The 16554-nt window shown below is 37.0% G+C and carries 25 protein-coding genes; 1 reads left to right on the top strand and 24 read right to left on the bottom strand.

Annotated elements, in window-relative coordinates; all coding sequences use genetic code 11:
• Positions 1-37: 37 nt before the first annotated feature.
• From MKY76_RS02065 to MKY76_RS02005, 13 genes are read right to left on the bottom strand one after another with little or no spacing between them, the layout of a single operon-like run.
• Complete coding sequence (locus MKY76_RS02065) at positions 38-373, bottom strand: phage tail assembly protein (RefSeq protein WP_342557346.1); 336 nt, start codon at positions 371-373, stop codon at positions 38-40.
• Between the two features lie 14 nt (positions 374-387).
• Positions 388-903: a phage major tail tube protein gene (locus MKY76_RS02060; protein ID WP_342557345.1), complete on the bottom strand. Its 516-nt coding sequence runs from the start codon at positions 901-903 to the stop codon at positions 388-390.
• A gap of 12 nt (positions 904-915) precedes the next feature.
• Positions 916-2343, bottom strand: a complete 1428-nt coding sequence (locus MKY76_RS02055) for a phage tail sheath family protein (RefSeq protein WP_342557344.1) — start codon at positions 2341-2343, stop codon at positions 916-918.
• Positions 2343-2699, bottom strand: a complete 357-nt coding sequence (locus MKY76_RS02050; RefSeq protein WP_342557343.1) for a hypothetical protein — start codon at positions 2697-2699, stop codon at positions 2343-2345. Before MKY76_RS02050 ends, MKY76_RS02055 begins: the two co-directional genes overlap by 1 nt.
• Position 2700: 1 nt before the next feature.
• Positions 2701-3198, bottom strand: coding sequence for a hypothetical protein (locus tag MKY76_RS02045; RefSeq protein ID WP_342557342.1), 498 nt, complete (start codon positions 3196-3198; stop codon positions 2701-2703).
• Positions 3199-3759, bottom strand: coding sequence for a phage tail protein (locus tag MKY76_RS02040; protein WP_193767452.1), 561 nt, complete (start codon positions 3757-3759; stop codon positions 3199-3201).
• Between the two features lie 2 nt (positions 3760-3761).
• Complete coding sequence (locus tag MKY76_RS02035) at positions 3762-4085, bottom strand: hypothetical protein (RefSeq protein ID WP_342557341.1); 324 nt, start codon at positions 4083-4085, stop codon at positions 3762-3764.
• Positions 4069-4269: a hypothetical protein gene (locus MKY76_RS02030; RefSeq protein ID WP_342557340.1), complete on the bottom strand. Its 201-nt coding sequence runs from the start codon at positions 4267-4269 to the stop codon at positions 4069-4071. The genes MKY76_RS02035 and MKY76_RS02030 overlap by 17 nt, the downstream gene beginning before the upstream one ends.
• A gap of 13 nt (positions 4270-4282) precedes the next feature.
• Positions 4283-4609, bottom strand: a complete 327-nt coding sequence (locus MKY76_RS02025; RefSeq protein WP_320938711.1) for a DUF2190 family protein — start codon at positions 4607-4609, stop codon at positions 4283-4285.
• An 18-nt stretch (positions 4610-4627) separates the two neighbouring features.
• Positions 4628-6079: a hypothetical protein gene (locus tag MKY76_RS02020; RefSeq protein ID WP_342557339.1), complete on the bottom strand. Its 1452-nt coding sequence runs from the start codon at positions 6077-6079 to the stop codon at positions 4628-4630.
• The gene (locus MKY76_RS02015) at positions 6079-6678 is read right to left on the bottom strand and encodes an HK97 family phage prohead protease (protein WP_139111226.1); all 600 of its coding nucleotides are present in this window, start codon (positions 6676-6678) and stop codon (positions 6079-6081) included. Before MKY76_RS02015 ends, MKY76_RS02020 begins: the two co-directional genes overlap by 1 nt.
• Positions 6650-8149 carry a phage portal protein gene (locus MKY76_RS02010; protein ID WP_322612131.1) on the bottom strand — a complete coding sequence of 500 codons (1500 nt, stop codon included), beginning with the start codon at positions 8147-8149 and terminating at the stop codon, positions 6650-6652. The genes MKY76_RS02015 and MKY76_RS02010 overlap by 29 nt, the downstream gene beginning before the upstream one ends.
• 8 nt (positions 8150-8157) lie before the next feature.
• A complete protein-coding gene (locus MKY76_RS02005) occupies positions 8158-8373 on the bottom strand; it encodes a peptidylprolyl isomerase (RefSeq protein ID WP_313871612.1) in 216 nt (71 codons plus the stop codon).
• Between the two features lie 59 nt (positions 8374-8432).
• On the opposite strand from MKY76_RS02005, the gene MKY76_RS02000 reads away from it, so the two are divergent.
• Complete coding sequence (locus tag MKY76_RS02000; RefSeq protein ID WP_131522514.1) at positions 8433-8777, top strand: hypothetical protein; 345 nt, start codon at positions 8433-8435, stop codon at positions 8775-8777.
• Here MKY76_RS02000 and MKY76_RS01995 read toward each other — a convergent pair.
• The 11 genes from MKY76_RS01995 to MKY76_RS01945 all read right to left on the bottom strand — a co-directional run bounded on the left by MKY76_RS01995 (position 8770) and on the right by MKY76_RS01945 (position 16551).
• Positions 8770-8937 carry a hypothetical protein gene (locus MKY76_RS01995; protein WP_322612132.1) on the bottom strand — a complete coding sequence of 56 codons (168 nt, stop codon included), beginning with the start codon at positions 8935-8937 and terminating at the stop codon, positions 8770-8772. The genes MKY76_RS02000 and MKY76_RS01995 overlap by 8 nt on opposite strands.
• A gap of 2 nt (positions 8938-8939) precedes the next feature.
• Positions 8940-10769, bottom strand: coding sequence for a phage terminase large subunit family protein (locus MKY76_RS01990; RefSeq protein WP_342557338.1), 1830 nt, complete (start codon positions 10767-10769; stop codon positions 8940-8942).
• Positions 10753-11265: a hypothetical protein gene (locus MKY76_RS01985; protein WP_131522512.1), complete on the bottom strand. Its 513-nt coding sequence runs from the start codon at positions 11263-11265 to the stop codon at positions 10753-10755. Before MKY76_RS01985 ends, MKY76_RS01990 begins: the two co-directional genes overlap by 17 nt.
• Before the next feature lie 145 nt (positions 11266-11410).
• Entirely contained in the window at positions 11411-11635 is a 225-nt protein-coding gene (locus tag MKY76_RS01980; protein WP_342557337.1) for a hypothetical protein, read from the bottom strand.
• 55 nt (positions 11636-11690) lie between these two features.
• Positions 11691-11933, bottom strand: a complete 243-nt coding sequence (locus MKY76_RS01975; RefSeq protein ID WP_342557336.1) for a hypothetical protein — start codon at positions 11931-11933, stop codon at positions 11691-11693.
• Between the two features lie 406 nt (positions 11934-12339).
• Positions 12340-12780 (bottom strand): ArpU family phage packaging/lysis transcriptional regulator, encoded by a 441-nt coding sequence (locus MKY76_RS01970; protein ID WP_233436288.1) that lies wholly within the window; start codon positions 12778-12780, stop codon positions 12340-12342.
• A 57-nt stretch (positions 12781-12837) separates the two neighbouring features.
• Complete coding sequence (locus MKY76_RS01965) at positions 12838-13281, bottom strand: hypothetical protein (RefSeq protein WP_342557335.1); 444 nt, start codon at positions 13279-13281, stop codon at positions 12838-12840.
• Positions 13274-13852, bottom strand: a complete 579-nt coding sequence (locus MKY76_RS01960; RefSeq protein WP_342557334.1) for a hypothetical protein — start codon at positions 13850-13852, stop codon at positions 13274-13276. Before MKY76_RS01960 ends, MKY76_RS01965 begins: the two co-directional genes overlap by 8 nt.
• A 28-nt stretch (positions 13853-13880) precedes the next feature.
• Positions 13881-14477, bottom strand: coding sequence for a hypothetical protein (locus MKY76_RS01955; protein ID WP_342557333.1), 597 nt, complete (start codon positions 14475-14477; stop codon positions 13881-13883).
• 39 nt (positions 14478-14516) lie between these two features.
• The gene (locus MKY76_RS01950) at positions 14517-15797 is read right to left on the bottom strand and encodes a DnaB-like helicase C-terminal domain-containing protein (protein WP_342557332.1); all 1281 of its coding nucleotides are present in this window, start codon (positions 15795-15797) and stop codon (positions 14517-14519) included.
• Positions 15775-16551 (bottom strand): replication protein, encoded by a 777-nt coding sequence (locus MKY76_RS01945; protein ID WP_342557331.1) that lies wholly within the window; start codon positions 16549-16551, stop codon positions 15775-15777. The genes MKY76_RS01950 and MKY76_RS01945 overlap by 23 nt, the downstream gene beginning before the upstream one ends.
• Between the last annotated feature and the right edge of the window lie 3 nt (positions 16552-16554).

Raw genomic sequence — 16554 nt, 5'->3', positions numbered from 1 at the left:
AGACACATCAGTCGAATACTTTCAGCTGGTTCTTTGGCTATTTGCCACCTAATAAAAAAAGCGAGCAACGAGTCGTTACTTTCGCATAATCTGGAGCTGATAATTTACGAATTAAAGCCACATTAACTTTAGCTGCCTTTGATGCTACGATTGCTAAAAATGGTTTAGACATTTCTTTTACCATAATCATTGAGTTTTGTGGATTTTCCGCGTTAAATTGAGCTTCAGCTTTCTCAATATCTTCCCCTGTTAAACTTTCAAAATCTAAATTAATTTGAGAGATGGTCTCATCCTCAAAAACAATAGGCCGTTTTAAATCAATACGTGTTTCTAAAGCTTTGTTGTCTACCACTTCTACATTAGTTGTTTCCATAATTTCTTATCCCCCTATAATCCTAAGTTTTTTCGTACTTCTTCCATCATGTCTTTGCCATTTACTTTGTAAACGCCATTAAATTTATCAAATTCAAGAGTCGTTTTACCATCAATCATAATTTTGATGTAATGTACTTCAAATTCGTTAGCTGTTTCTGTTGAAGAAGCAACCGCAAATTTACCTGGTGTAAAGTTGAGAGGAACACAGCGTGTTTTAACTACAACTTCTTGATTGATGTACCCTTTTAACGGATCAAAAAGCTGTTGATTTCCTCGAAAGTCTAATGCATGTACCTTTGGTTCTGCTAATTTCGTAGCTTCGACTGATAATGTACGCCAAGTTAATTTGGTTGTTTGTGAACCAAAATGGCCAATAACAGGAGCTGAAGATTCACCATATATACCAGCACCTTTTATTGTCTCGGTCAAAGCTTCAAAGTTTGGTAATTCCACATCAACTACACCTAACCAATTAACAGCATCTTCCCAAGCAGTAAAGTTAGTTAATATCTGATCTGTCTTTTTCAACGATTATCCCCCCTATGCAAATAGCGTTTCAAAATACGCTGGATCAAATTCAAACAAACCTTTTAATTCGCGAGCAGGTGTGGCTGGTGTAATAAATAAATGAAATGCATAGGTACCATCAATTAAATCCGTGAGTGGATTTTCTTCACGCAAGAATTCAATTCGACCGCCTAAGATGAACTGCCGTGCTGCTTTGCCATTTAGATCGATATTCGTACTATCAACAATATTATCAATAAGCTTTTTGTTTCCTGGTTTATCTACCTTCTGCCAATACGTATTTATGAATTGGTTTTGTTCATAAATAAATACACGTCTAACAGAAATAAACGCGTCTTTTGGATCCGTATTAGCTGGATAGCAACTTGTACGATGTCCCCAAAGTTTCCAACCACCAACGAAATTAAGTGATGTAACAATACCTTGTCCGTTCAAATAGTTAGCTTGTTCTAAATCTAACAAAATCTCTGTACCATCTTCTAAAACAGCTGCATCCATTTGCAAATTATTATTTGATGGTTCGTGATATGGATACCCTTCATTCGAAGCATCTACCAAGTTGGCCAAACTAGCCATTTGCGTTGATTTGTGATACTGCTTTCCTCCCAATGAACATTTTGGCCAACAAACTAACATATTTTTATCAGCAAGATTTTTTGAATTTTTATACTCTGGGACTTGCGTGTAATCTCGCACTTCAGATGTTGGTACATCTACAATTGCTATTGTCTGATATAGACCATTAACACTTGCTGCCTTTGCTTTCATAACAGCTGCTACCAGTGGATTGGTCGAATACTTCGGTGCAATTAAAATACCAGGAACTAATAACACACGTGGAAACACTTTATTGACTAGCTCCAAGCCTTTGTATGAACCATCTAGCGACACACCACCTACCACATCCGATGCAGTAACTAATGTTGCATCTAATCGTTTGAACTCGACAGTGATTTCTGTAGCCACATCTGTATAAATGTGAAGTTTACCATCATCATCAAATTCTAATTCGTACTTGGATGCTTCATACGTAATTGATTTATCAGCACTTTTAACAACAACTGATGGTTTTAGGATCCCATCTGACGAGAAAACACCTTCACCCTTTGAAATCTGTATATTTTCTTCACCTTCTACACTATGCTTTTTTGGATCAAGCACATTGACCATCACTAATGGTGAAACAGCAAATAATGCAAAGTGTGAGCTGATGGCTTCACAGATTGTATATTTATCAAAATCAGAACTGTAACCCATCTTTTTTACTGCCTCACCATACGTATAGGCCATGACAACTTTATTTACAGCTTCTGATGGATTATCTAATAGATGAATTGGTGCTGTACCAAAAACTACAGTTAGACCTGCAGTTGATTCAACAGGTGGAACGATTGAAGTTGGTAGTTCGTAGGTATAGGCACCATGTTTATATCCAGCCATTATTGATCATCCTTTCCAAATTTGAATTCAGCAACTTTATTGTAATAGCGATGTTCCAAAGTTCCTTTTTGCATTATACGTACCTCTGTTTCTGCCATTTTTTCAATCACAATAAACAGTTTTTCGATTTCTGGACACTCTTTAATAAAAGATTGAATGTGTTGGACCTTAATAGATTCAACCACTGTATATTTGGGTAGCCCTAATAAATTGGGACCCACGTATATTTTTTGTGAAACTTTTTCTTTATGAATTGCAATCTTTTCTTCAGCTGCTGTTGGTAAAGCTGATTCAATTGCTTCAGCAACTTGTTCAGTGGTTGCTTTCGCTTCTTCTTTAATTCGTTCGTTCGCCACGTTAATACCCTCCTACAAATTGCATTGATGGGCTTTCAAAGCGTAGACGCATTATTCCATAGTAGTATGGATGTGTTTCAGCATCATCGTCATTCAAAGCGCAATCGAGCTCATACTTGATTTTGAAAAAACTCGCTACAACAGGGTTTTTATTTAGATCATTCCAAATATGTTGCATGCAAGATAGTACATCGTCATAACCTTGACCTTCGTATCCGTCATTTTTGACACCAATAAATACATTTACAGTAGTTTCTTGATTTGAAACATTTTCTTCTTTTGAAAAAGTGTCGATTTTAACCACACAAAAAGGAAACACATCTTCCTGCGTTTCCTTTGATCCTTTGATCTTCACTCGATTATTCAATTGTTCAGGCACTTTATGCCGATAAATATTGAATTTTATTGGTGTAGAATCTGCTAGTTTTATCGGGAAATCTTCTAATATATCGTTTAAACGTTCAACTAACCCATCCATTAAATCTAATGCTGTTGACAACTAATTAGCCCCCAATCTACTTAACAAGCGATTAATTTCATGATTAGTACGAGTTTCATACGTTATATAAGCATCTTGATTAATCTTATTAACTGTAGATTCGTTACCAATCATTTGTGGTACAGATGGACCCATTAAACGACTAATTGGCAATCGACCGATCCCATCTCTTTTAAACACTTTTGTCCCATTTATATTAGCAATAAATGCGCCTAAAATTTGCTTGGTTCCACCTTTCTTGACAGCAACTTTAAGTTGGCTTTTACGTTTGGGATTAACCGTCTTAGGTGAAACTTTAAACTTATCCAGGCCTAATGTTTTACCACTTGATTTTACTTCAGCTTGTAATTTAGAGGCACTGGCTTTAAAAACTTTAAGAGTTGCTTTAATATCTGCTGCTTTAGCGTGATAATCTTTTCGAACTTCCTTGGGAACATTGGCTTTGATGTTAGATACTGATCGATTTAAAGCATTGGCAATAACATTTGGTGCTTTGTGTTGCAGTTCACCTAATCGTTGCCGAACACTTTGTAATTCTGACTCATCAATTACCACACGCATGCTCATGAGTTATTCCTTGATAATGTAATTTTTAACATACCCATATCGTTGCTCACACTTTCAATCATGTAGTCACGACCATTGAAATTCATCAACTTTTCAGCTTGTGGAATTTCTTCGAAATATGAGCTTGCAACATGGAATACGACATCATAAGCCGCAACTTGGTATTTCTTATCAGCTGGAGAAATCATGTCAGTATCTAGCACTATATCCATTTCTACACCTTCGACAATCGCCTTCTCAGCAAATTCATCTTGATTAGCAAATACATTATTTACATCTTGTAATAAGAAATCTTTAAAGGTTTTATTCATGATCATCATCTACTTTTTTCACGCGGCGACCTTTTGGTTGTTCATCCTTACTATCTACTGCATTTGCTACTTTTGCAGAACCACCCTCGATTAATTTAGTAGCAAAGGCATCATCTGCTGAAAAAACTTCACCTGGTGGAATCATTCGTCCAGCGAACCACACATGAGTGATTGACTCTAAAATAATGGCCATATCATTACCTCCACTAATCGATTTTTACTCGAGCAATAGTTCCAGCTTGTGATTTTGGCTCAATAACCCAACCTGCAGGTGTAGCATCTGTTTCGGTAGCTTGTACCTTACCATCTTTAAAATAAACAGTTTGACCAACCGTTAATGCTTCTGTAGTAAGAGCAGGTAAATCATACACACCCATTACATTAATAGCTCCTTTTGTACCCACAGGAATTGCAGTAGCCGCAACACCAATGCGGTTGGATAAGGAGATAACTTCGCCTGCTACAATGTCCGCACTAGTGTTATTAATAAAATCAATTGTTTCGCCACGTTGTACATATTTTGCTTGCGCCATTTTGTCTTAACCCCTTCCTTATTTACCGTTGTTTTTAACTACTGTTTGATAATCTACGACTGTTACACCATAATCCATATAAATGTCCCATAGGAAACCTAGTTGGCCAGCTGGTGCTTGTTTCATTACAATCGTCGGCATATCTTTCCCATTTAGGAAATCGACTTGGATTGGTGAACGTAATTTATCAGACGTTACATACCACTCTAATTCACCATTTGCACTAGCATCATCAAGCTCCGCATCTGAAACAATTGTAAATTGATTGTAGAATGGGTTAGGGATATTTGGGTTTGCTTGAGATGGATCCACAGTTGAACCAATTAATTGACCAGCCTTTGTTTCAAGTGAAGTTGGTACCAACATGAAACGTGCAGGGATATTCAATTTCACATCTCCACCAGCTGCTGTTTGTTTTCTTAATAATTGGCGTGCTTGTGATAATGTATCAACTGATGGGGCTCCGCCTGTGGCCATAACATTTTTATGATCCGCATGGAAGAGTGTCTTACCATCCCAAATAGCTGGATTTTTAGCTAGAGTTTGATATACCAAACGGTTAATACCAAGTCGTGCTGATTGAGCATATAGGGCTGGTTTAGTTTCAATGAAACTTACATCATCATTAATAAATGCTTGACGTGACATGGAGAATTGACGGCCATAAGTTAATAATTGACGAGTTGGACCTTCAACGCCATTAGGGTCATCATGTTTTAATTCGCCATTTTCTGACACTAACAATAGTTCCCCTGCAGTACCAACTTGATATGTTTTAGTAGGACGGAAATCGGTTAATGTTCCACGACGTGTCCAATGTTGGTATGTTGTAGCTGCGTCTGTATATGCTTGTTGGAATACATTACGAGCTGTTTGATCGATAATATTTGTAAATAGAGACGTTGGTGTTAAATGTTGACGTAAAAGTTCATCATCACTTAATCGATAAGCGTTATTTACACCTTCAATAATCAGTGATTCTTTTGCTAATTCACGTAATGATAAATTACGTAATTCTCCAGCGCCATCATTCGGCTTTTCAACGTTCATTCCAACACGTAAAGCTAGTCCATCTGCAGCTGCATCACGGAATTTATCACGCTCATCTTTCCCCATTTGAATACCTGAAGGTTGTGGCGCACGATCTTTAATTTGCTTTTCCAATATGAATTGACGAACTTGGTCAATTGAATGGCCATCTTTAATATATTCCTCAGCGTTTAAACCAAAATCTCGGCAAAGTGATGTAATTTCAAATGCACGTTGACGTTCGGCAGCAAGTGCACGCTCCGAGTTATCTACTGGTGCTGGTGTTGGCTCATTTGGATCACCTTGTGCACGGAGAGCATCAATTTTACTTTGTAATTCATCAAATTCTCGCTTTTCTTCAACTGATAATGCACGATTTCCCTCTGCTTTTGCAGCATCAACAATCGCCTTTTGGCGTGCTAACATTTGTAATAAATTCATTATTTTATCCCTCCAAATAGGTTTTCATTAAGTAAAATTTGGCGTTCATAATACGAATAGTCGCCTTTTTCTTGTATTTCTTGCTCAAATTCATCTTCCATATCTCGACCTACTCCTACTGATGCATCAGCTGGCACAGAAACGATACTAATTTCATATGGCTGCCATTTCAAAGCAACGCTACATGGTCCCACGTGGCGACCATTTGCAGAAGTTTTACCAGGTGCCACTTCTTCCCATGATTCAACTTGATAACCGACTGATACAGCTTTAAGAGTTTGAGATTTTACTTTTTGATAAATCACATCTGATTCATCATCTTCATCAAAGGTAACTTGCGCATAAGCTCGATTATCCTTTGTCCACGCTTTATCAATACGGCCAATTACTTTATCACGATTATGGTTATATAAAAGAACGCCAATTTCATTTAATCGACTTAAATCAATTGCACCTGGTTCATGTGAGAGAATTTCAGGACCAAACCAACGTTGATATGGTTCTTCTGATGAAAAAGACAGCTCAAATGTCCGTTTATCGTCATCTAATGAGCGAATATCAAAGGATAAATCACGATTCATCTTCTGGTTTTTCGTCATCTGTTTCCTCAATGAGTTTGTCGATTTCTTCGGATTTTGTTGCGGATTCACTATTTATCACCCCCTTTTCTTTCATATATTCGATTTCACGTGCACGCTGATCAATGATTTCACGCCAATCGTTCCCCGTATTGCCTGCAATCTCTGCAAGTGTCGTTTGATTTGTTTCCAGCGCTATTTTATTTGCATTTGCTTCTTTAAGGGGATCAATCCATTTCATACCTGGTGCAATCCATTCATGCTGTAGGTAGCTCTCTTTTTTTGTATGAAAGTCTTTAATACTGATCTTTCCAGCCAAAACAGCTGATTCAATGAACGCCTCATAGACAGGGATAAAAAAATGATCGATTAAATATTGTTGCTGCATTAAATACGTTTTTTGGTCCTCTAATAGCCCTTGGCGCGCTGATGAATAGTTGACTTGTGACATATCACGCGCTGCAACTTCATAGGAAATGCCTTGAGCCGAACCTGAAAGGCGCTGTTGTAAACGAATAAATTCGGCTGAGTTAGCAGCCTGTGCTGGAGGCTGAACAACATGAACATCGTCCCCTGGATTTAATTCCATCATCATCCCTGGACTAAGCATTTTTCCTGCATATCCAGTCCGTTTATCGGGTTGACCATTTCCTCGTCCAAGAGCTCCACCACTAGGTGTCATTCTCTTAATTAACACCGCTAACAATGCTGCAACACGTTCTTTTACAGATACAGCTTCCATAAATTGATTCATGTCGCGTACACGTGGGAGCGTAGACGATAATTCACTCATTTCCCGTAACTGACTAGGACGTTTTTTCTTGAATAAAAAAAGCACATCTTTAGCGTCAATTCGCTCAGATGTACCGATATAGTTTCCATATGCATCATATTTTTTTAGATAATAGGCAACTGGCCGATTATAGGCATTGTATTCAATACCATTCACAATCTTTTTTGTCGTAGTTGTAGGAATCATTGTATCTAAATCATCTACCTCATAGATTTGCAATGATAAAGGTACAACACCATCATCAATATATCTCAAAACTACAATAATCCCACCATCTACCTTTTGGCGTCGCACAAGCATTTGACATATTTCTGAAAAACTCTGTTGTTGTGTGACATCACAATTTTTAGGACGGCACCACAATTTGAATAATGATTCTATAGCTGTATTCAAATCTTCATTTTCAGTTTTCGCTTGCAACTTAAAGCCTCCACCAACGACATTTCGTTCAAATGCTAGGACAACACTTTCTAAAATGTCGCTATTTCGTTCTAAATCACGGCTTCTCGCTCGAATTGTATCGCGATACATTCCATCAGTAGATTCAGCTTTTGCATTTACAGCTCGCCACCCTGCGTTTAAATGATCATCACCTGCTGCGTCATACGAACGCATGTCATTAACAGCTTTTCGATAATCCAAACGTTTATATGCTGATTCAGGAGATAACCAGGCAATTGTTCGGTCTAACCAATTCATTTGCACACCTACCTTCGATCAAATATAGCAACAGATGTGTTGGCCAAGCCAAAACCATCAGACTTTTCAGCTTCTAACTGCCCTTGTAATTCCTTTTGTCGCTGATAAAGCAAGGATAAATCAGCACGCTTCAACCGTCTTGAACCGATTTGATATTCCTGGCCACCTATTTCAATGGCAGCTATCGCATTATTTACTTGTTGTAATTGCTCTAGAATACTCATAGCCTCTCAACTCCTTCCCAAAATTTGTTATAATCACTTTGAAAGTGAGGTGATTACATATGTCAAAGTTATTAAATAAAGAATTTCTTATACAATCTGCTAATGAGTGTTTGATGTTTTCTAAAGATGCATTAGAAGGATACGAAAAACATTCAGACAAAGTTGTTTCAACACAGTTCATTAATTTGGCTTCACAAAGCATTAAAAATGCACAGGCTTACTATTTTCAAAATAAAGATGAATTTAAAATTCCAGAATTCGAATATTACTGTTATCAATTCAACCAATTTAGTAGAGAATTTTTATGGTCCCTTGAAGGAAACCATGATTTTCAACACCCAACAAATTTTTTAAAAGAGTTAGAAAAAATGTATTTCGACCTTAAGCATCTATTAGTTATTTAATTGACACATCTACTATTTGTAGTCTCTTTAAAAATAAACTTAATTCTTCTTTTGTGAGTTTATATTTTAAAAGTTCGTTTGCCGTATTATTAGCAAATAAAGCAAGTTTTACTTCTCTTTTTTGAGCCTCTGTTACAACAGGGGCATTTTCTTTATTCATTATTAATTCCCCCCCAACCATTTTTTCTTACCATCCAACCAATCATTATTAAATTCTTCAGCATCAGAATTTACATTGTCTTCAACTGGTGATTCCTGTTGCAATAAATGCAACGTCCTAACGCCTAAAACATCCGCCATAGCAAAATCATAGACCTCACAATCGAGATAGTGGTTATCTGCATGGGACGTTTTCTTAACCCATATAGAAACGGTTCGGCCACTTCGTTTTTCATTAATTTTATGTTCAGCTGTCACTTGTTCTGCATAGTCATCATCAATGCCTTTATAAACCATCCATGATCCAGTACCGTTTTTCTTTTTCATACGTGATGCAATCATGTCTTTATATTTACCACCATCAATAAGAATTAACTGCATACCATGTGCTGATGATGTTGTTCGATTGACCATACTAATGCGGAAGTGATGAAGTCCATCACCAACACCTTTGATTGGGATAGCCCATTCACTATTTCGCGCACAGAAATCATAGACCTCATCGGTTTGGTCTCCTGAATCAATTCCAGCTGCATTTACTATCATTCTTTCGCCATTCTCTTTATAAAATTCTGCATTCATGATGTTTTCAATATCAGTGAAACTTGATACTTGACCCTTCGCTACTAATTGAGAAGTCATATATTTTCCCCAAGCTCGAATTGTATAGTATAAACTTGTTTCCTGAACATCAACACCTGCAGTTAATAGTTCGGCCCATTCTGGGACTGTGAATTCAGGAATATCAGTTTGTCGTTCCCTAACCATATCTGCATTAGTTTTTAATTTGGTATCTTCCCAAACTTCTGCTAACCAGGAATTGACGAAGTTTTGAAATGCTTCAGGATCATCCTTTGATGTTAAAAATTCTTTTGCAATGGCTCCAAATGTTACAAATGGAGAGTACAAAGTATTCATCCAATATGCAACTTTACGAGGAAATTTAGTACGCTGTTCTACTGTTTCCCATTTCCCTAACCTCAACATTTGAATTTTGTGCTGATCAGTAATGATGCAGCCACATTCTTGGCATACATAATGGGCGAATTCAGCACGATCAATTTCACTCATACCTTCTTCTTTTGGCCATTTTATTTGTTTAAATTTAAGCTCAATCATTTCTCCACAATGACAGCAAGGTAAAAAGAAATGCTTTACTACATCCGCTGTATCTTTTGCTTTTGCAATATGGCCAGTTCTAATAGTTGGTGTAGATGTGATAAAAACTTTACTGTTTGAAAAAGTTTTAGTACGTTCACGTGCCAACTTAATTGGATCGGCTTCTTTTTTAGAAGCACCAGGATACTTATCTACTTCATCCAGTAGTAAATACCGCATGGCTTTTGAAGATAGAGACGCTGGCGAATTAGCGCCTGTCAAAGATAGATACATTCCGTCAAACTGTAGTTCCAACCGACTTGATTCATTTTTTTTGAATTTGCTTTTAAGTTCACCTGATAATTGAAACATTGGTTGAATACGATTTTCTGATACAGATTCGGCTAAATCATCAGTCGGATAAACAACCATGGCTGGATTAGGATCCTGCATTACTACATAACCTAAAACATTTAATAAAACTTCTGTTCCACCGACCTGTGTTGGTTTAATAAAGACAATTTCTTCTGTCTCCGCATTATTAAATTCATCCATAATCTCAACTAAATAAGGTGTCATTTCATTTCGCCATGGACCAGGAATCGCACTTGTTTTTGGATCTAATTTTCTATATTTTTCAGCCCATTGGCTAACAGTCAAATTCTCGGGAGGCTTTAAATGGCGTAATGCATTTTTTAAGTAGGTTGGTAATTTATTTTTACTTTTTCTTGGCATTATAAACACCATCCACACTCATTTGATTCAATGCATCATTTATAAGCTCTGAAATTTGCTTTTCAACTTTTCGCAATTCCATAGGATCTAAATAGCCAGTGATAAAACCAATTAATTTTCGAGGCAACATCATGGCTGATTTTTTAAATACCAAGAAAAAGCGAGTAAGTTCAGCTTCAACAATTTCCTTCTCGATGTATTTCCCCTCAGCAATATCCATTTTGATACGTGCAAGCTCTGTTTGTGATTCTTTGAATGCAACCTCTGCTTCTAGCTTTTTTTGTTGTAGATTTACAGACTTACTCGTTTCGGAATCACCGTTATAAATTTCGCCTCGCCATTTTAGAACATGTTGCAGATCCCACCAGCCACGACTATGCTGTGTTAGCCCTTGCCTTTTCCAATCCGTTAGTGTTCTGTCGCTGATTTCAATCAGTTCACAAAGCTTATTTGTACGAATAAGCACTCGTCCTTTTTCCTCTTTAAAACCGTCCAATTTGTTCACCTCAATTCCGAAGTTCCGAAGTAAAAATTTTAAAATAAAAATAGGCAAGCCGCGGGCGTCGCTAGCCCCGCATAACCCCTCCCTCCCAAGAAGGACCCAAATCCTTGGTATCACTGGGTTTATGATGGTTCATGTGTTACTCTTTATGACTATCATTACCCTTCATGAACTCTCTAGCCTTCTTAATAGGAATGTCCATAAGAATGTGCAGCCGTTTAGATATAACAGTGAGCTCATTAACTGCTTTCTTTTTCTCTCCAATAGAAACAACTGCATGAACAATACCAGCAATCAACAACATTACAATGAGTGCACGTATGATTAAGTCCAACGCTAGTGTCATGTATACCATCATGGTCATGATCTTCTCACCACCTTTTAATGCATAATAAAAAGCCCACCTATAAAGGATAGACTTACTCCTTTGATTCTTTTAAAATATCATCTGCATTTCTCTTGATATATTCGGACACATTGATATAGCCATTTGAATTATCCTTCTCAGCAAAACCTCTATATCTTACTCTTGCTGGATAAACTCTATTGATTTCATCACCTTCAATCTCGACAACTATAGCCCAACCAAATGTATGCAAAATCATATTTATCCACCACAAGAATCCACTATCTATAAACTCTTTCCAGGACTTTTCTTTCAATAGGTTTCCCTCCTTTCAAATATCCTCATTTCTTTTATCAATAATTAGATAGAATCCTTCCTAGCAAAATGTATTTGCTAGTTAGTTTTCTTTATTGTTTTCTTTATTGTTTTCTTTAGAGATTTTGCATATATAGAAGAAACTCGTTTAGGTGTATGCTAATTAGCGTATAGTACTGTATGCTAATTAGCGACACTACTGTATGCTAATTAGCGTATAGTGAAGGTGTATGCTAATTAGCGTATAGTCAACACTATGGAAATGAAAAAGGAATCAACTAAGGTTTCCCTTAATCAATTCCCGATGTTATTAATTTAACATGAATAAAACCAAATGCTTCATTTTTAATTGCTAATATTTTCATTTTATTTTTCTACTTTTTTTCTATTATTTTTCTACTTTTTTTCTACATAGTGCGAGCGATGTTTAGATCCAGGGCTAATTTGTAGAAAGCTTTCCAACGAATTTTATCGTAAGTAGTGGCAGAAATAGGCGGTTGAAATTTAAAACAATAGACTTTCATATCTGTTAAGTATTCGGCATCATCAGCCATGTATCTTGTTTCAATCAAGAATCTTTCCATTGGTGGCAGCCTTTTTACAGCACGTTCTATACGCTCACAATATTTACGTCTTATACTCTTTTCATCAACGTTGTAAATGGCCACTGAGCCTGTTTGGTCACTTGTTAAATTGCCTTTCCCTCCACCAATGTCATTAATATGTGATGTTGTAGCTGCTTCTTTTTCTTCAAAAGTTAAATGTTTAAAAATGCGGTATTTTTCTAATTCTCGCTCGACAGCTGCTTGCGTTGCTTTTCTATCTAATTCAGGCAATTCAAAATCCAAAACAGATTTCCCCCTTCTACAAGAAAGATACCCTGGCATCTACCAGGGCAATTAGTATCAATCTAGTAAATCATCATCATTTTTTGTCTCATTGACATCTTCAATGGTCATCTGATCAGGCGCTACTGATACGCTACCATCTCCATCAACCTGATATTCAATACCCTCATGCTGTTCCTCAAATTCTTCAATGCTCATTTGGCTTTGTTCAAGTGAAAGCTTCACATTAAAGCCTGCTTTTGGATATAGTTTGATAGTCTTTTCCTCACTATCGCCTTTGGCTTCAAATTTCAACACGACTTTCTTGCTATCACGCTGAATTGATTTCATCTCTGCAGATAATTTAACATCACCTAGTTCAAGTATTACAATGCTGCCTGCCATACCAATTAATTCAGATTTATATTGAACATCATCACCCAGGATATGAAACTCTAAAACTTCTTTTTTATCATCCTTTTGTATTTTTTTAAAAAGGACATTTAATTCAACTTTAGCCATTCTTCACACTCTCCATTTCAATTGTTTTGTTTCCTAATATTGATTTAACTACCTCTGCTTGATAGACAGGACAACCAATAAAATCAGGTCTATTAAACTGGTACATGATTCTTGCAATTTGAGCTAAGATATATGCATCGACAACGTTGTCGCTTTTATGTGAGAAGCCAAAATGATCTGTTACAGCTTTCATAACGACTTTTTTCTTTTCTGGACCAGTAAGGCGCTTTTTATCCCCAACTTCGCCTGTGAAGCCTGTTACACCTACAAATTTTTTTACAGCATTAGGTGCCACTTCATAGTATTTAAAGCCTCGTCTAGTTAGAGACATTCGCATACCCCAACCAATGCCGCCAAGCTGGATGCCCTGCTGCGTTGCAAAACCAAATCCCTCAATTGTAATGATGTCTCCCTTTCGCATATGGGCCATAACCTCGTCAATAAGGGTAATCATTCGGAAAGGATCTTTATCACCTACGCCAGTTAATTCTTTTGCTCTAAGCACCTGGCCACTTTCATCTAGTGCAACAAATCCTGTTTTAGTTGATGGATCTAAGCCTATGAATCTCATAACGATCCTCCAAACCTTTTATTTTGTATCATTCACCCTCCACTTCACGTGCGATGAAAAAATTATTAAAACTATCCTGTACAGGAAGACCATCTTCTCGGAATTCTGGAGTTGCAGGTTCTACAATAAGTTTCGAGTTGCATTCATGACAGTGTGCATACACAGCACTTCTAGATACCCAACGTTTCCCTGTGTGTCCACAATCACACCAATATTTACATTGGTACTTGATTTGTCCATCCTCAAACTCTTTGGTCCCAAAGTTAAGTGATTCACTTTCAGAAACACAATTAATTTTGGCCATTTCACTAATTGGAGTAGTAAGAGTACGTTCACCATTTACCTTTGGTAGCACCTTCGATATTTGCTGATTCTTTTCTTTTTCAATTTTTGGAGGAACTACAACTGCAGAAGTTTTAACATTTTGAAATGGAACATAATCAGGTGGAGCTTCACCAAGATTTATTAAGGGTTTATTTTTCGGCTTAAAAACACTGCTATTATTTTCGTTCTGTTTTGCGACTCCTAGCACTCCAAAGAATCCTTCAATAATACTCGTTACATGGTTTTCTTGAATTTCCTCTGCTTTTAAATGTGCATCTTGAACATTAATTTCAATTTTCATATTTACTCCTCCATTTCAATCTAAACAAATCATTTCCTACTATTTATCCAGTTCAATAAACTTCTGTTTCCACCCCATGAAAAGCAATTTAAACTCATTTATGCCTATGTCTCGCCCTTTGGCAAAAAACTGTTGAATGACTTTCCCTTGCGGCATTTTGTCAGCCGGATCGTGCCATAAAAATTCCACAACATCAGCGTCCTGCTCGATGGAAGATGATTCTTTTAGATGTGATAGCTGCGGCTTTTTAACATTGTCACTTTCCCTAGTCATTTGCGATAACATCATGAAGCAACAATTCATATCACGCGCTATTTGCTTGGCAGTAGTGGTTACATTTCCAATAGCCTGCGCTCTGGTCTCATTTTTACGTTGGGGAATCTTCATAATCTGCAGATAATCCACCGCAATCATTGCAATTTGTCCATATCGCTTTTTAAAACGCCTTGCTGTAGCCCTTACTTCCTCGATTGTTACACCTGATGAATCCTGGACAAAGATTGGTAACTTTTCTAACTCTTTATAAGCAAACTCAATGACGCCTAATTCATCAGGCTTTAAGTCCTTATTTTTTATGCGGCCATATTGAATGCCTGTTGAATTTGAAATCATCCGATCAAACAATTGGTACTTGTCCATTTCTTGTGACCAAATTAATACTGGACCACTCTTGGCCACACCCATAATTCTTTGGAGAAGCATTGCTGTTTTACCAACACTAGGACGTCCAGCACTAACGAACAACCAACCTCTCCATAGACCATGCGCCCACTTATCGTAGTGTTTAAATCCAGTAGGTATAAATTCAGCTCGTTTTAAAAGATGTGCAAAATATCCATGACGTGACTCTTTTAAACTTTGCATCTTGCCATCATCTTCGGGCCTTACTTCTGAGGCTAGTCTTTCAATTTCAGCAAAATAATCATCGTCAGTCTCAAAATCTTCATGTACTAGATTCATAATTTTTTGCCCTATATCTGTTCCACGTCGCCTGATTGCCCTTGAACGAACAATATTGGCATATGACACGACATTTGCAGCAGTAGGACAGGAAACGGCTAATTCCGCTAAATAAGAAATGCTTACCTCATCCATTTTGTTATGCTGCATGTACAGCTCAGTAACAGTAGTAATATCGATAGGCTGATTTTTATTATCTAGCCATTTCATTACTCTATAAATCTGTTGGTGACGCGCACTAATGAAGTCCCTTGATTCAAGAAAAACAATGTCATCGATCACACTTGGTTCAAGAAAGATTGCGCCTAGCACCGATTTTTCCGCATCAAGTTCGTAATCAGTTGCTCCAATCAAAGTCATTTGGATCATTCCCATCTTGTAACCAACGTTGGAACTCTATTTCTTTATCTCTCGGATCATATTGAGGCTTTTGTTTCGGTTGAACAGGTTTCTTATCAGCATTCATTTTTATTGCTAGTTCTACAAACTTATCTCTAAGTTTTTTTGCTGATAAAACATTGGTGCGCCAAAAAGAATCCTGCGTTACCCAATCCATGACTTGTTTGGCCAAGTGCTTATCCACTTGATCTATTTCAATTAGCTTTCGCATATCATCAGCCCAAGACTGCATATTGGATTTCTTGATTAAATGAGATATGCCAGCCTCATTTGCAACTGCAGAAACTTTCTCATGAAAGTAGACGGCCATTTTGTAATAAGTATTTTCTTCATCATATTTTGGTTTTTTTATTTGTTTAGTTTGATCAGGGATTTCAGGATCTACCTCTTTAGACGGCAGCTGTTCATCCCACTCTTTATAATTTTTATTAAATCCCATGATTCTCGCTCCTTTTGAACCAATCCCAATTACTGAGATTATGTTTCTATCAATCAGCGTTACTAATTCTCTATTTAATTGTGTTCTGTTAACATTGACTACTTTCGCTAAAAAGCTTATAGACATTTCATTGGTTTTCCTCTGAAAACCATACGTATATCTCCAAATGGCCAAGACCAGACGGAATTGTGTGCCATTGAGATTAGTCTTCATGATATGATCGAAGATTTCATTGGCAATCCGTGTATGCCCATTCTTGAGTTGTGGACTTGCCATGAT

Source organism: Lysinibacillus sp. FSL P4-0201 (genome assembly GCF_038593425.1).
Classification (GTDB): domain Bacteria; phylum Bacillota; class Bacilli; order Bacillales_A; family Planococcaceae; genus Lysinibacillus; species Lysinibacillus capsici.
Note: the sequence above shows the minus strand (reverse complement) of the source record. Positions and strands in the feature narration are given on the sequence as shown.

Excerpts from the sequence above, each read along its gene's own strand:
- MKY76_RS02065 (WP_342557346.1), bottom strand. The coding sequence starts at position 373 with ATGGAAACAACTAATGTAGAAGTGGTAGACAACAAAGCTTTAGAAACA.
- MKY76_RS02055 (WP_342557344.1), bottom strand. The coding sequence starts at position 2,343 with ATGGCTGGATATAAACATGGTGCCTATACCTACGAACTACCAACTTCA.
- MKY76_RS02040 (WP_193767452.1), bottom strand. The coding sequence starts at position 3,759 with ATGCGTGTGGTAATTGATGAGTCAGAATTACAAAGTGTTCGGCAACGA.
- MKY76_RS02035 (WP_342557341.1), bottom strand. The coding sequence starts at position 4,085 with ATGATGATCATGAATAAAACCTTTAAAGATTTCTTATTACAAGATGTA.
- MKY76_RS02030 (WP_342557340.1), bottom strand. The coding sequence starts at position 4,269 with ATGGCCATTATTTTAGAGTCAATCACTCATGTGTGGTTCGCTGGACGA.
- MKY76_RS02025 (WP_320938711.1), bottom strand. The coding sequence starts at position 4,609 with ATGGCGCAAGCAAAATATGTACAACGTGGCGAAACAATTGATTTTATT.
- MKY76_RS02020 (WP_342557339.1), bottom strand. The coding sequence starts at position 6,079 with ATGAATTTATTACAAATGTTAGCACGCCAAAAGGCGATTGTTGATGCT.
- MKY76_RS02015 (WP_139111226.1), bottom strand. The coding sequence starts at position 6,678 with ATGACGAAAAACCAGAAGATGAATCGTGATTTATCCTTTGATATTCGC.
- MKY76_RS02010 (WP_322612131.1), bottom strand. The coding sequence starts at position 8,149 with ATGAATTGGTTAGACCGAACAATTGCCTGGTTATCTCCTGAATCAGCA.
- MKY76_RS02005 (WP_313871612.1), bottom strand. The coding sequence starts at position 8,373 with ATGAGTATTCTAGAGCAATTACAACAAGTAAATAATGCGATAGCTGCC.
- MKY76_RS02000 (WP_131522514.1), top strand. The coding sequence starts at position 8,433 with ATGTCAAAGTTATTAAATAAAGAATTTCTTATACAATCTGCTAATGAG.
- MKY76_RS01995 (WP_322612132.1), bottom strand. The coding sequence starts at position 8,937 with ATGAATAAAGAAAATGCCCCTGTTGTAACAGAGGCTCAAAAAAGAGAA.
- MKY76_RS01990 (WP_342557338.1), bottom strand. The coding sequence starts at position 10,769 with ATGCCAAGAAAAAGTAAAAATAAATTACCAACCTACTTAAAAAATGCA.
- MKY76_RS01980 (WP_342557337.1), bottom strand. The coding sequence starts at position 11,635 with ATGACCATGATGGTATACATGACACTAGCGTTGGACTTAATCATACGT.
- MKY76_RS01965 (WP_342557335.1), bottom strand. The coding sequence starts at position 13,281 with ATGGCTAAAGTTGAATTAAATGTCCTTTTTAAAAAAATACAAAAGGAT.
- MKY76_RS01960 (WP_342557334.1), bottom strand. The coding sequence starts at position 13,852 with ATGAGATTCATAGGCTTAGATCCATCAACTAAAACAGGATTTGTTGCA.
- MKY76_RS01955 (WP_342557333.1), bottom strand. The coding sequence starts at position 14,477 with ATGAAAATTGAAATTAATGTTCAAGATGCACATTTAAAAGCAGAGGAA.
- MKY76_RS01950 (WP_342557332.1), bottom strand. The coding sequence starts at position 15,797 with ATGACTTTGATTGGAGCAACTGATTACGAACTTGATGCGGAAAAATCG.
- MKY76_RS01945 (WP_342557331.1), bottom strand. The coding sequence starts at position 16,551 with ATGGCAAGTCCACAACTCAAGAATGGGCATACACGGATTGCCAATGAA.